Here is a 13,045-nt window from a genome sequence, read left to right as displayed (position 1 = left end):
TTTGACGCGCTTTCTGCCTCGTTTCGAGATTGGCCAGCGGATCGGCCTGTTCGGTGGTTCGTTCAACCCGCCGCATGAAGGGCATCTGCTGGTGGCGGAAACCGCCTTGCGGCGTTTGCGCCTCGACCGGGTCTGGTGGCTCGTCACACCGGGCAACCCGCTGAAGGATGTCCGGGGCCTGCCTTCGCAGGAGGAACGGATGGCGGCCTGCAGCCGCCTCATCGGCGCCGATCCCCGCATTGTCGTGACCGGGCTCGAAGCCTCGATCGGCACCCGCTACACGGAGGAGACGATCCGCTATCTCCGCGCACGCTGCCGCGGGGTCTCCTTCGTCTGGCTTATGGGGGCGGACAACCTCGCCGGCTTCCATCGCTGGCAGAAGTGGCAGGCCATCGCCGCGTCCGTGCCGATGGCGATCATTGACCGGCCGGGCGCCACCCTGCGAGCCGTGGCCTGCCCGGCGGCGCGGAGCCTTGCGCCATACCGCGTGGCCGAGCGGGATGCATCCCGGCTGGCAAGCCTGAAGCCGCCAGCCTGGCTGTTCCTGCACGGGCGGCGTTCGGATGAATCCTCGACGCGGCTGCGGACAGAGAGAAAGCGGCATTTCTAGCCGACATTTCAAGAATTTCTTAAGTGGCAGGGCTAACGGTGTTTTAACTCCGACCGTGCCAGGGTTCTCGCCAGTATCGCGTCTCCAATCGAGGATAGATTGGCATGTTGGCAGGAAACATCATCTCGGGCTATGCGCTCTTCAAGAGCCTCAGCACCGACAAGGTTGCCGTGAATACGGCCCGCTTTGCCAAGAGTGCCACGGTCGAGAAGGAGATCGAGTATTTCCGCGAGCGCGTCGGCAACATGGCCACGCCCGAGGATTTCCTCAAGGATTATCGCCTGCTGAAATTCGTGCTGACCGCCTATGACATGGAAGACCAGCTCGAATATCCCGCGCGGATCAAGCAAATCCTCCGGGATGACCCGTCGAATTCGAACGCCCTGGTCAACCGCATGACGAATGCCGGCTACCGGACGATCAATGCCGATTTTTCCTTCTTCTCCAAAGGGACGGAAAAGCTGAAGGATACGTCCTTCATCGATGGCGTGATCGAGAAATACAAAAATGCCCGGTACGAGATCAGTCTCGGGGAACTCAATCCTGCGGTCTCGGATGCGATGTATTTCCAGCGCAAGATCTCGTCTGTCAAAAATGGCTATGAGATCATCGGAGACCCGGTCCTGTTCGATGTGGCTCTCACCGCCCTGAATCTTCCGCGTTCGGCGGCCGCGACAAAGGTTGAACGGCTTAAAGTCACGATCGAGTCCAAGCTGGACATGGAAAAGCTGTCGGACGCGACCTACACGCGCAAGCTTGTCGAACGGTATCTCGTCCTCAAGGATGTCCAGAACATGCAGAGCCAGTCCGACGGCCTGCTGGGCATGTTCGCCTGATCCGCTCCCTGCATGCCTGAAGGCATATTCCGGCCTGCCTGAAGGGTTGCCGGCTCGCCATCCCGCATCCGCCAATGCGAGGCCCGTTAGCGGGAATGGCTGGTGTTTTTTCCGATTTGCGGTTAGATTCGGGATCGTGAAGCGCAACCGGAAGGAACAGCGACACTGATCACGACCCCCATGAACCGGACGGCTCCTGCGCCGTCCCAAGCCGGCCAGGGCCATGGTGCCCCGCCTGCCGGTTCGCTCGTCGAGGCCCTGCGCATTGTACTGGATGACGCCAAGGCCGAAGACATCGTTTCCCTCGACCTTGAAGGCAAGACCTCGCTGGCGGATGCGATGATCATCGCGTCGGGCCGGTCGGATCGCCATGTCGGCGCCATTGCCGACCGCGTGGCCTTCGCCCTGAAGGAAAGAGGGCTGCCACCGCCGCGGATCGAGGGCACACCGGTCTGTGACTGGGTGCTGATCGATGCCGGCGATATCATCGTCCACCTGTTCCGCCCGGAAGTCCGGGGCTTCTACAATCTCGAGAAGCTCTGGGGCCTCGGGCGGCCGCAGGAAGGGGCTGCCGAAGCCCCCGCCGAGAAGCCGAAAAGGCGCGTCGTCCGGACCCGCAACGCGGCCGAATAGGGCCGGCGTGAAGCTGGATGTCCTTGCGATCGGCCGGCTCAAGGCCGGGCCCGAGCGTGACCTCGTGATGCGCTATGCCGAGCGCCTGAAGGGGCTCGGACGGGGGATCGGCCTTGACGGGCCACGGCTGGTCGAACTGGCGGAGAGCCCGGCCCGGCGCGACCTTGATCGCAAGCAGGAAGAGGCGCGGGCCCTCGTTGCGGAATTTCGCGAAGGCTACCGGCTGGTCTTGTTCGACGAACGGGGTGCGGCGCTGGATTCCGGCCAGTTTGCCGCCATGCTGGGGGAATGGCGCGATTCGGGCGTGCCGGGGGCGAGCTTCGTCATCGGAGGCGCCGACGGGCTTGATCCGGCCTTGCGCGAGCGGGCCGCCAAGATCCTGGCCTTCGGGGCCATGACCTTGCCGCATCAGCTGGTTCGCGTGCTGGTGCTGGAACAGATCTACCGGGCGGGAACGATCCTGTCCGGTCATCCCTATCACCGCAACTAGGGGCAAGGCGTGGCAGCAGGGCAGAAAAGGCTGAGGAGCATGGCCGGTGTGCTGGCGCTGCTGGCTGCCTCCGGCCTTCAGGCCCAGACGCCTCCGCCGGCCGGCGAGGCCAGGCCCTCGGCCGACCAGTTGCGGGGTGTCGAGTCGGAGATCGAGAAATCCGGCTTCGAACAGCGGCGGCTTGCCTACGAGATCGAGAACCTCTCCACGGAAGCCCAGAAGCTCCGGCAATCGATGATCGAGGTGGCGCGGCGCATCCAGGATTCAGAACAGGCGCTCGCCGAACAGCAACAGAAGCTGGATGGCCTGACCCGGCAGGAACAGACCCTGCGCCGCTCGCTTCAGTCCCGCGAGCGCGTGACGGCCGAAGTGCTGGCGGCCATGCAGCGGATCGGACGAAAGCCGCCGCCGGCCTTGCTGGTCGCGCCGGAGGACGTGCTTTCGGCGATGCGGGCCGCGATCCTGCTCGGTGGCGTGCTGCCGGATATGCGTGACGAGGCGCTGATCCTCGTGGCTGACCTGAAGACGCTCTCCGAATTGCGGCGGCAGAATGCGGAGCTGGTCGACCAGATGCGGGACCGGCGCGACCGGCTGACTGTCGAGCGCACGCGGCTCGCCGACCTGGTCGAGACCCGGCAATCCCAGCTTTCCGTCTCCCAGGCGCAGCTTGATTCCGAAAAGCAACGCGTGGCCCTGCTGGCGCGTGAAGCACGATCCCTGCGGGATCTCATTGCCCGGAACGAGAATGACATGCTGGGAGATCCGCGCGCCGTGGAAATTGCAAGGCGGGCGCCGGCGCCGGCCCGGGCCGGACAGCAGGTTGCGACCCTGCGGCCGGATGCCGGGCGGGAAGCGCCGCGCCTGCAGCCACGGCAGGGTTTTGCCGAGCGGCGTGGCCAGATGGCGATGCCGGCCTCGGGCATCGTGGCCCGCACCTTCGGAGCGCCGGACGGGCTGGGCGGCACCGAGCGCGGGATCACAATCGCGTCAAATCCGGGCGCTGTTGTCACGGCCCCGGCGGATGGCTGGGTGCATTTTGCCGCGCCCTATCGTGGCTATGGACAGCTCTTGATCATCAACGCGGGCAACGGCTACCATGTCGTCCTCGCCGGAATGGAGCGACTCGCGGTCGAAATGGGCCAGTTCGTGCTGGCTGGCGAGCCTGTCGGCTTCCTTCCTGACGGCAGGGATGGCTCCGGATCTCGCGGGGACGGGCAGGGCGCCCCCCTTGCCACGGGGCCGGGAAATGCCCAATCTCCTGCTGCGGCGCCGAACGGTGCTGCTTCGGGGGGAAGTCTTGGAGCGTCCGGGCCGGCGCTCTATGTCGAGTTCAGGAAGGATGGATCTCCGGTCGATCCATCTCCGTTCTGGTCAACCCAATCGGCCGAGAAGGCACGTGGATAATGCGCAAGGTTCCTGTTTTCCTCTCCGGTGTGGCGCTCGGCGCCCTCGCGCTCGTCGCGATCGACCATATGCGCCTGACAGCCGGGGCCAATGCCGCGGCGTCCGATACTTACCGTCGCCTGACGCTGTTCGGCGATGTGTTCGACAAGATCCGCTCCGATTACGTCGACAAGCCTGACGAGGCCAAGCTGATCGAATCCGCGATCAACGGTATGGTGCAGTCGCTTGATCCGCATTCCAGCTTCCTCGACCAGAAGTCGAACCAGGAGATGCAGCAGCAGACCCGCGGCGAGTTCGGCGGGCTGGGCATCGAGGTCCAGATGGAAGAGGGGCTGGTCAAGGTCGTGACGCCGTTCGATGATTCGCCCGCTGCCAAGGCTGGCGTACAGGCGAATGACCTTGTCACCGCCATTGACGGTGAGCAGGTTCAGGGACTCACCCTGTCGCAGGCCGTCGACAAGATGAAGGGCCCGCGCGGCACCAAGGTGAAGCTGAAGCTGCTCCGCAACAAGAAGGATACGGTCGAGGTCGAGATCACCCGCGACACGATCCGCCCGCCGGTGGTGCGCGCCCAGAAAGAGGGCGACTCCGTGGGTTACCTCCGGATCGGCTCGTTCAACGAGCAGACCTTCGAGGGGCTGAAGAAGGAAGTCGACAAGCTGACCAGCGAGATCGGCAAGGACAAGCTCAAGGGCTTCGTGCTGGATCTCCGCAACAATCCGGGCGGGCTGCTTGACCAGGCGATCTATGTCGCCGATGCGTTCCTTGAATCGGGCGAGATTGTCTCGACCCGCGGCAAGAGTGCGGACCAGACCAACCGCGCGCTGGCGCGGCCGGGCGATATCACCGGTGGCAAGCCGCTGGTGGTCCTGATCAATGGCGGTTCGGCCTCGGCCTCGGAAATCGTGGCCGGCGCCCTGCAGGACCACGAGCGCGCGACGATTGTCGGCTCGCGCTCCTTCGGCAAGGGCTCTGTCCAGTCGATCTTCCAGCTCCGCGGCTCCTATGCCCTGAAGCTGACGACGCAGCTCTATTACACGCCGTCCGGCCGCTCCATCCAGGGCCGGGGCATCAACCCGGACCTCCTGGTTCCGCAGGACATTCCGGACGAACTGAAGGGCAAGGACGAGATCAAGGGCGAAGCCTCGATCCGCGGCCATATCAAGGTCAACGAGGAAGAGCAGGGCGGCGGTTCGTCCGGCTATGTTCCCGCCGATCGGGCCAAGGACAAGCAATTGATCTGGGCCGTGAACTTCCTCAACGGAACCGTCAGCCGCGACAATCCGGGTGAAGGCGCCACGCTGCAGCCGCGCGCACCGAAGCCGGAAGCCAAGGCCAATACGGGCAAGCCGGCCAGCGCCAAGAACTGAGCGACGGGACCGCGCGCGCCTTTCAGACAAGGCGTGTGACCGACCTGCCGCACTTTCGGAAAACCCGCCGCGATCCGGCGGGTTTTTTACATCCGTGAGGTGCAGTTTCCCGGTTCGTTTAACAACGCCTTAACCAAGCCTGTTTACGGTTTGTCATGGATTTCGTGGCGATTGCCGCGCGAGACTCCGATGAGGAAGCAGGCGGAATGGCGTTCGACGGCATGGCCACGCCCCTGGGTATGAAACCAGGGCCGAGCCGGCGGGGATTGTCCCCGCTCCGGCGCTGGGGCCTCGTCGGCCTGGGGTTCCTGCTGCTGGGCGGTGTGACCGCACAATCCTATCTGCTGCGTGACCGGAGTGAACCGGGAACCGTTGCCGTGATCGAGCGGCATGTCTCGACCAATATCGAACGCGCTCCGGTTCCGCCGGCCGATTCCGCGATGGCGCCGAACCGCGGTGGCGATGGCCGGCATGGCGTGAACGTTATCCGCCAGAATGGCGGACCGGCCGGCTCGACAGGCATGGTGATCCGCGTGCCGGATTCCAGCGACCGGATGATGGCGAGCATGGATGCGCGGGTTGTCGAGCGCGGCCAGTCCGGCTTCATCCCGCGGATCGGGGAAAGCGGGCTTACGCCCCGCAAGCTTTATGCGCGCGCCTTCACGCCGAATGGCAAGCCGATGGTTGCCGTGGTCATGACCGGCGTCGGTGTCGGGGCGCGGGGAACGGCCGATGCGCTGTCCAAGCTGCCGCGCGATGTGACGTTGGCCTTCGCGCCCTATGGTCGAGACCTCGAGAACCAGGTCGTGCGGGCCCGCCGTGAGGGGCACGAGATCCTGCTCCAGGTGCCGATGGAGCCGCATGATTACCCCGAGAGCGATCCCGGGCCGCATACGCTCAGGGCCGGTGCGGACCCGCGCGAGAATCTCGAGAAGCTCCACTGGCTGATGTCCCGGCTCGGCGGCTATGTCGGGCTCGCGAATTTCATGGGCGGCAAGCTGATGAGCACGCCCGGCCCCTATGCAGCGCTGCTGGAGGAGATGGGCCGGCGCGGCCTGCTTTACCTCGATGACGGCTCGAACCCGACATCGCGGACCCGCGAGCTTGCGCGTGCGGCCAACCTGCCGGCTGCGATCGGCGACCACGTCTATGATGCCTCGGCCGGCCGCTCGCTGGAGGCTGTGCTCGCCGAGGTTGAAGCCGTTGCCAAGCGAAAAGGCCAGGCGATCATCACCATCCCGACGGTTCCGGCCAATGTCGACAAGGTTGTTGCCTGGTCACGCGAAATTCGGTCCCGCGGCCTTGTCTTGGCGCCTGTTTCCGCCATCATCGACAAGACGCGGTGAATCGCGCCGGCTTCTTCCCGGTAGCGGCATCACCTTGAAAACTATCAGGCGGATCCCGGTGTCGAGCTTGTCCGGCTCCGCCCGGTCCGCCGGAAACGAGGATCCGAATGGCGCGTGATCTAGCCAGCATGCCGTATCGCCCCTGTGTCGGCGTGGCCCTGTTCAATGCCGAGGGCAAGGTGTTCATCGCCCGTCGCCGGCCGGACAAGGGGCCGGAATACCGCGATGCGATCTATGAGTGGCAGATGCCGCAAGGCGGAATCGACCCTGGCGAGGACCCCTATCCCGCTGCCTTGCGCGAGCTTTACGAGGAAACCAATATCCGCTCGACCAAATTGCTGGCCGAGGCGCCGGACTGGTACAATTACGATCTTCCCCCTGAAACGATGGGGCGGGCCCTCAAGGGCCGCTATCGCGGGCAGACGCAGAAATGGTTCGCCCTGCGCTTTGTGGGGGAGGAGAGCGAGATCAATGTCCGCGCGCCCGGCGAGGGCCAGCACAAGCCGGAATTCATCGACTGGCGCTGGGAGCCGCTGGAAAACCTGCCCGGACTGATCATCCCGTTCAAGCGCGGCGTCTACGAATCCGTGGTCCGGGCCTTTGCCCGCTTCGCCGGATAGGGCGGTCGCTCAGCGACCGCCGGATGTCAGGCCGGATTCAATGCGGTTGAGATTGGCGAAAAGCTGGCGCCGCTCGTTGGGGTCGAGCCTCGACGACACGAAGGCTTCGTGCTCGGCCAGCAACTGGAGCGCCCTGTTGACCAGCGCTTCGCCCTGCGGCGTCAGCCCGAGGGAATAGGAGCGGCGGTCATTGTTCGAGGTCGTGCGCTGGGTCAGGCCGCGCCGGTCGAGTTCGTCCATCATCGTCACGAAATTCGGACGCTGGATGCCGAGCGCTGCCGCGATATCGGATTGCCGGCTGCCCGGATTGCTGCGGATCAGCAGAAGCGCGCCGAGCTGGATTGGCCGGAGGTCGAGCGCGTCGAAACGGCTGACGAAGTCCTGCATGATCACGGCCTGCGTCTTGCGCAGGGTGAAAAGCAGGATCGAGTCCAGCGCCTCGTTGTTGAGTCCGGCCGCCGCAGAGGCTTCGGTTTCGGTCTGTTCTGATCCGGGGAAGGGGCCCTTCGGCTCGCTTCGGTTCATCATGTGTCCCTCGCGGCGCGGAGACTTTCACTAAATACACTGCCATGCAAGAAAAACCTTGCGGCACTGCAAACAAATTCAATCATGTGAATGCATTGAAATTATTGACAAATTGAACGATTCTAAACTGCGCGCAGGAGGATAATCCCCAAATCGGCGGCAGCGCGGAATGCGCTCATAATGCATAACGATCCGGGGCGGCAAGTCCCTGATCTGAGGTCCTGGTCCGGTCAGACAAAGCCTTTTGCCCGGATATGCGCCGTCAGAGCGGCAGGCCGACATAGTTCTCGGCGATTGCGGTCTGTGCGGCGCGGGAGCTCTCGACATAGCGGAAATCGGCTTCCTGCATGCGCTGCTCGAAGGGGCTCATCGTGTCGAATCGGTGGAGGAGCATGGTGAGCGACCAGGAGAAGCGTTCCGACTTCCAGATCCGCGCGAGCGCCCGCTCGGAATAGGCGCGGATTCCGGCATCGGACCTGTCACGGTAAAACTCGGCCAGCGCCTCGGCGAGGTAATGCGCGTCACCGGCGGCGAGGTTCAGGCCCTTCGCGCCGGTCGGCGGCACGATATGTGCCGCATCCCCGGCAAGGAACAGACGGCCGAAGCGCAGAGGTTCGGCCACGAAGCTGCGGAGCGGGGCGATGCTCTTCTCGATCGAAGGGCCGGTCACCACGCGATCAGCCGCCTCCGGGTCAAGCCGCAGGCGCAACTCGTCCCAGAAGCGCTGGTCAGACCAGGCGCCGACATCCTCGTCCGCCGGGACCTGCACGTAATAGCGACTGCGGGTCGGCGAGCGCATCGAACAGAGTGCAAAGCCGCGGGCATGGTTGGCATAGATCAGCTCGTGGCTGCAGGGCGGCACATCGGCCAGCACGCCGAGCCAGCCGAACGGGTAGACCTTCTCGAAAAGCTGGATCGCGCCGGAGGGCACGCTGGCGCGGCAGATGCCGTGGAATCCGTCGCAGCCGGCGATGAAATCACAGTCGAGGCGATGGCTGACACCGTCCTCTACAAAGGTGACGCAAGGCGAATCGCGGTCGAAATCGTGGATGGCCACATCCTCCGCCTCGTAGATCGTGGTCAGGCCGGCGGCGTCACGGGCATCCATCAGGTCCCGCGTCACCTCGGTCTGGCCATAGACAGTGACATGGCGGCCTCCGGTCAGCTCGGTCAGGTCGATCCGGAGGCGGCGATTGGCGAAGCCCATGAAGAAACCTTCATGGACCAGCCCTTCGCGGTGGAGGCGCGCCTCGACGCCGGCGCGGGCCAGCAGGTCGACCGTGCCCTGTTCCAGCACCCCGGCGCGGATCCGCCCGAGCACATAGTCGCGGCTCTTCCGCTCGAGGATCACGGTCTCGACGCCGGCTTTCGCCAGCAGGGCCCCGAGCAGAAGCCCGGCCGGGCCCGACCCGATAATCGCCACCTGTGTGCGCATAAACGTTCCCCCGGGCTTGCCCAGGTCCTTGTGCGGACCTTTCCTGCGGGCATGTCGTTGACGAAATTACTGTTGCGCCCGCTCGGGAAAGGGTCAATCCTTGGTTCGCATCGACCGTGTTTGTTCGAGAGTCGAACGAGGCCTGCTTGCCGAGAGACGAGACCGTTGAATCCTTTCGCCGCGGGCTGGATGTCATCCGGAGTTTCGACGGGCGGAAAAGCCAGACCATCACCGATGTTGCTGCCCATACCGGCCTGACCCGTGCCGCCGCGCGCCGTTTCCTGCTGACCCTGACCGATCTGGGGCTCGCACGGACGGACGGCAAGTATTTCCAGCTCACGCCGGCCATTCTCGGGATCGGGCAGGCTTTCCTGTCCGGGCTCTCCGAGCTGGAGATCGTGCGCGACGTTCTGGTCGAGGTCACAAGGCGGACGGGCGAATCCGCCTCGGCGGCGATGCTCGACGGAACCGAGATCGTCTATGTCGCGCGGTCGCCGGCGCTGCACCGCATCATGGCGATCGGGCTTTCGGTCGGCACGCGGCTGCCTGCCCATGCGACCTCGATGGGCCAGATGCTGCTGGCCGGGCTGCATATCAGGGAACTCGAGCGCTATCTTGCCCAGGCGAAGCTGGATGCCTTCACGCCCAGTACGCTGACGACCGAGCCCGCCTTGCGCCAGCGGCTGGCCCAGATCCGGAAGGACGGCCATGCCATTGTCTCGGAGGAACTCGAACTCGGGCTGCGCTCGATCGCGGTTGCCGTGGCGGATCTCGGAACCCGCACACGCTATGCCGTCAATGTCAGCGCGCAGGCTGCCCGCGTCAGCGAGGCGCAGATGCTTTCCGAATTCCTTCCGGCCCTGCAGGAAGCTGCCCAGGCCATCGCCATGGCGATGGGGCGGCGCTGAGAATGCTCCGCCCTGGCTCCGGAATGTTTTTTGCTGGCCTGTGCCGAACCAGCGGCTACGATGCCGCTTTCCTCAAGGAGTTGACCTGCCTATGTCCGACCTGATCGTCACCGCCGGCCCGTTCCGCTTCGCCGCGCGCCTCGAGCGCGAGATGGCGCCAAAGACCTGCGAGGCTTTCCTTCGTCACCTGCCGTTCGAGGGCAAGATCGTGCATGTCCGCTGGTCGGGCGAGGGCGTCTGGATTCCGCTGGGCGACATGGATTTCGGCGTCGGCTACGAGAACAACACCTGCTATCCCTCGCCGGGGCAGATCATCCTCTATCCGGGCGGTGTCAGCGAGACGGAGATCCTGCTCGCCTATGGCAATGTGAATTTCGCGTCGAGGGCCGGCCAGCTCTCCGGGAACCATTTCCTGACGCTGACATCGGGCCTCGAGAATCTCTACACGCTCGGCCGCAAGACGCTCTGGGAAGGGGCGCAGCCGATCCGTTTCGAGAAGGCCTGAAAGAATCGCGCGGGAGGGGGCTTCACAAGCGATTTATTTCAAGCTTAAAATAAAATTCAGGAACGAGACCAGGCGTCAAGCCGGCCACAAAAACCAAGTTTCATGCGGGGCTTAGCCCTCGTCAGCGGAGGTGGAACGATGTTTGCCAAGACGAAAATGCTCTTGCCGGCAGCCTTGCTGGCCCTCTCTTCCGGCGCCCTGATGGCGCAGGAGAAGGTCAAGGTGGGGATCATGGTGACCTTGTCCGGCCCGCCGGCCGTGCTGGGCCAGCAGGCGCGCGACGGGTTCAACCTTGCCGTGAAGACGCTGGGCGGCAAGCTCGGCGGTATCAATGCCGAGGTGATTGTCGTCGATGACGAGCTGAAGCCGGATGTCGCGGTGGGCAAGGTCAAGGGCCTTCTCGAGCGTGACCAGGTCAATTTCGTGGTTGGCCCGATTTTCTCGAACGTCCTGCAGGCGATCCACAAGCCGGTTGTCGATTCCAACGCGTTCCTGATCAGCCCGAATGCCGGCACGTCGAATTTCGCCGGGGCACAATGCAACGCGAATTTCTACGTGACCTCCTACCAGAACGACCAGAACCACGAAGTGCTTGGCAAGTATGCACAGGACAAGGGCTTCAAGAAGCTGTTCCTGATGGCGCCGAACTACCAGGCCGGCCGTGATGCGCTGGCCGGCGTGAAGCGCCACTTCAAGGGCGAGATCGTCGCCGAGGTCTACACTCCGCTCGGACAGCTCGATTTCTCGGCCGAACTGGCGCAGATCGCCGCCGCCAAGCCGGATGCGCTCTTCACCTTCATGCCGGGTGGCATGGGCGTGAACCTCGTCAGGCAGTATCGCCAGGCGGGTCTTGCCGATGCCATCCCGTTCCTCTCGGCCTTCACCGTGGATGAATCCACGCTGCCGGCGCAGAAGGAAGCAGCGGTCGGCTTCTTCGGCGGGGCCAACTGGGCGCCGGATATGAAGAACCCGCAATCGGAAGCCTTCGTGAAGGCCTATGAGGCGGCCTACAACTCGGTTCCGGGCACCTATGCGATGCAGGCCTATGATGCCGCGATGCTGATCGATGCGGCCATCCGCAGCGCCGGCGGGAAGCTGGGCAACAAGGATGCCATCCGCGCCGGCCTCCGCAAGGCGGATTTCAAGTCGCTTCGCGGCAATTTCAAGATGGGCCATAACGGCTACCCGATCCAGGACTTCTACCTGGTCCAGGCCGTTCCCCGGCCGGATGGCAAGTTCCAGACCTCGATCCGGCAGAAGATCTTCGAAAACTACGTCGACGTGTACGCGAAGGACTGCAAGCTGCCGAAGTAATGCGTCCGCCGGCCTCCCGGCGCTGATGCCGGTCGCTCCGAAATGCCGGAGCGACCGGGTCGCCAGACGCGGTCTGGCGGACAGACGGGTCGCCCTTTCCCCCCCGGTTCAGACTTGCGGGTCCGCCATGTCGATGACGCTCCTCTACGTGCAGACCCTGAACGGCCTGCAACTGGGCGTGTTGCTGTTCCTCATTGCCGCCGGCCTGACGCTGGTCTTCGGGGTGATGGATTTCATCAACCTCGCCCATGGCGTGCAATATATGATCGGCGCCTATCTGGCGGCGATGTTCACCGCCCTGACCGGCAATTTCTTCTACGGGCTCGCGCTGGCGCTGCCCTCGGCGCTCGCCTTCGGGCTGCTGCTGGAATTCCTGATCTTCCGCCACCTCTATGACCGCGACCATCTCGACCAGGTGCTCGCGACGTTTGGCATCATCCTGTTCCTCAACCAGGCGGTGAAGGTGGTCTGGGGCGCCGCGCCGCTTTCCGTGCCGATCCCGGATGTGCTGAGCGGCTCGATCCGGCTGATGGACGGGCTGCTCTATCCGGTCTACCGGCTGGCGATCATCGGATCCGGCCTCGCCATTGCCGTGCTGCTCGGCATCCTCGTCAGCCGCACCCGGATCGGCATGCTGGTCCGTGCCGGGGCGAGCAATGCGCCGATGGTCTCGGCGCTCGGCGTCGATATCGGCAAGCTCTTCATGATCGTCTTCGGATTCGGGGCCATGCTTGCGGGCTTTGCCGGGGCGATGGTGGCGCCGATCCTCTCGGTCGAGCCGGGCATGGGCGACAACCTGCTGATCCTGACCTTCGTCGTCATCGTGATCGGCGGCATCGGCTCGGTGCGTGGCGCCTTCATCGCGGCCATCCTGGTCGGGCTTGTGGATACGCTCGGCCGCGTCTTCGGACCGCAGGTGCTGCGGGCGCTGATGGACCCCTCCGCCGCCTCGCAGGCAGGCCGCGCGCTGGCCCCGATGCTGACCTATATCCTCATGGCCGCGATCCTGTTCTTCCGGCCCGGTGGCCTGTTCCCGGCGAAGAAATGAT

Annotated in this window: 14 protein-coding genes; 12 read left to right on the top strand and 2 right to left on the bottom strand. The window is 64.4% G+C overall.

Annotated features, from left to right (window positions below; translation table 11 throughout):
* Position 1 precedes the first annotated feature (1 nt).
* The 8 genes from P0652_RS16610 (at position 2) to P0652_RS16575 (ending at position 7,309) form a co-directional block, all read left to right on the top strand.
* Positions 2-610, top strand: a complete 609-nt coding sequence (locus P0652_RS16610) for a nicotinate-nucleotide adenylyltransferase (protein WP_284179989.1) — start codon at positions 2-4, stop codon at positions 608-610.
* Positions 611-714: 104 nt separating this feature from the next.
* Positions 715-1,446 carry a DUF1217 domain-containing protein gene (locus P0652_RS16605; RefSeq protein ID WP_284179988.1) on the top strand — a complete coding sequence of 244 codons (732 nt, stop codon included), beginning with the start codon at positions 715-717 and terminating at the stop codon, positions 1,444-1,446.
* Between the two features lie 180 nt (positions 1,447-1,626).
* Positions 1,627-2,079, top strand: a complete 453-nt coding sequence (gene rsfS / locus P0652_RS16600; RefSeq protein ID WP_284179987.1) for a ribosome silencing factor — start codon at positions 1,627-1,629, stop codon at positions 2,077-2,079.
* A 7-nt stretch (positions 2,080-2,086) separates the two neighbouring features.
* Complete coding sequence (gene rlmH, locus P0652_RS16595) at positions 2,087-2,569, top strand: 23S rRNA (pseudouridine(1915)-N(3))-methyltransferase RlmH (RefSeq protein ID WP_284179986.1); 483 nt, start codon at positions 2,087-2,089, stop codon at positions 2,567-2,569.
* A gap of 39 nt (positions 2,570-2,608) precedes the next feature.
* Positions 2,609-3,973: a murein hydrolase activator EnvC family protein gene (locus P0652_RS16590; protein ID WP_284179985.1), complete on the top strand. Its 1,365-nt coding sequence runs from the start codon at positions 2,609-2,611 to the stop codon at positions 3,971-3,973.
* Complete coding sequence (locus tag P0652_RS16585; RefSeq protein WP_284179983.1) at positions 3,973-5,343, top strand: S41 family peptidase; 1,371 nt, start codon at positions 3,973-3,975, stop codon at positions 5,341-5,343. Before P0652_RS16590 ends, P0652_RS16585 begins: the two co-directional genes overlap by 1 nt.
* Before the next feature lie 206 nt (positions 5,344-5,549).
* The gene (locus P0652_RS16580) at positions 5,550-6,689 is read left to right on the top strand and encodes a divergent polysaccharide deacetylase family protein (protein ID WP_284179981.1); all 1,140 of its coding nucleotides are present in this window, start codon (positions 5,550-5,552) and stop codon (positions 6,687-6,689) included.
* A gap of 107 nt (positions 6,690-6,796) precedes the next feature.
* The gene (locus tag P0652_RS16575) at positions 6,797-7,309 is read left to right on the top strand and encodes an RNA pyrophosphohydrolase (protein WP_284179980.1); all 513 of its coding nucleotides are present in this window, start codon (positions 6,797-6,799) and stop codon (positions 7,307-7,309) included.
* A 9-nt stretch (positions 7,310-7,318) separates the two neighbouring features.
* On the opposite strand, the gene P0652_RS16570 is transcribed toward P0652_RS16575, so the two are convergent.
* Positions 7,319-7,837 carry a MarR family winged helix-turn-helix transcriptional regulator gene (locus tag P0652_RS16570; protein ID WP_284179979.1) on the bottom strand — a complete coding sequence of 173 codons (519 nt, stop codon included), beginning with the start codon at positions 7,835-7,837 and terminating at the stop codon, positions 7,319-7,321.
* 259 nt (positions 7,838-8,096) lie between these two features.
* Positions 8,097-9,269, bottom strand: a complete 1,173-nt coding sequence (gene pobA, locus P0652_RS16565) for a 4-hydroxybenzoate 3-monooxygenase (protein ID WP_284179977.1) — start codon at positions 9,267-9,269, stop codon at positions 8,097-8,099.
* Positions 9,270-9,415: 146 nt separating this feature from the next.
* On the opposite strand from pobA, the gene P0652_RS16560 reads away from it, so the two are divergent.
* The 4 genes from P0652_RS16560 (at position 9,416) to P0652_RS16545 (ending at position 13,044) form a co-directional block, all read left to right on the top strand.
* Complete coding sequence (locus P0652_RS16560; RefSeq protein WP_284179976.1) at positions 9,416-10,177, top strand: IclR family transcriptional regulator domain-containing protein; 762 nt, start codon at positions 9,416-9,418, stop codon at positions 10,175-10,177.
* A 91-nt stretch (positions 10,178-10,268) separates the two neighbouring features.
* Entirely contained in the window at positions 10,269-10,682 is a 414-nt protein-coding gene (locus tag P0652_RS16555; protein WP_284179975.1) for a DUF3830 family protein, read from the top strand.
* 138 nt (positions 10,683-10,820) lie between these two features.
* Positions 10,821-11,996: an ABC transporter substrate-binding protein gene (locus P0652_RS16550; RefSeq protein WP_502947543.1), complete on the top strand. Its 1,176-nt coding sequence runs from the start codon at positions 10,821-10,823 to the stop codon at positions 11,994-11,996.
* 133 nt (positions 11,997-12,129) lie between these two features.
* On the top strand, positions 12,130-13,044 hold the full coding sequence (locus P0652_RS16545) for a branched-chain amino acid ABC transporter permease (protein ID WP_284180089.1): 915 nt from the start codon (positions 12,130-12,132) through the stop codon (positions 13,042-13,044).
* Position 13,045: the final 1 nt, after the last annotated feature.

This window comes from Rhabdaerophilum sp. SD176, from assembly GCF_030143245.1.
Classification (GTDB): Bacteria; Pseudomonadota; Alphaproteobacteria; order Rhizobiales; family Beijerinckiaceae; genus Rhabdaerophilum.
Note: the sequence above shows the minus strand (reverse complement) of the source record. Positions and strands in the feature narration are given on the sequence as shown.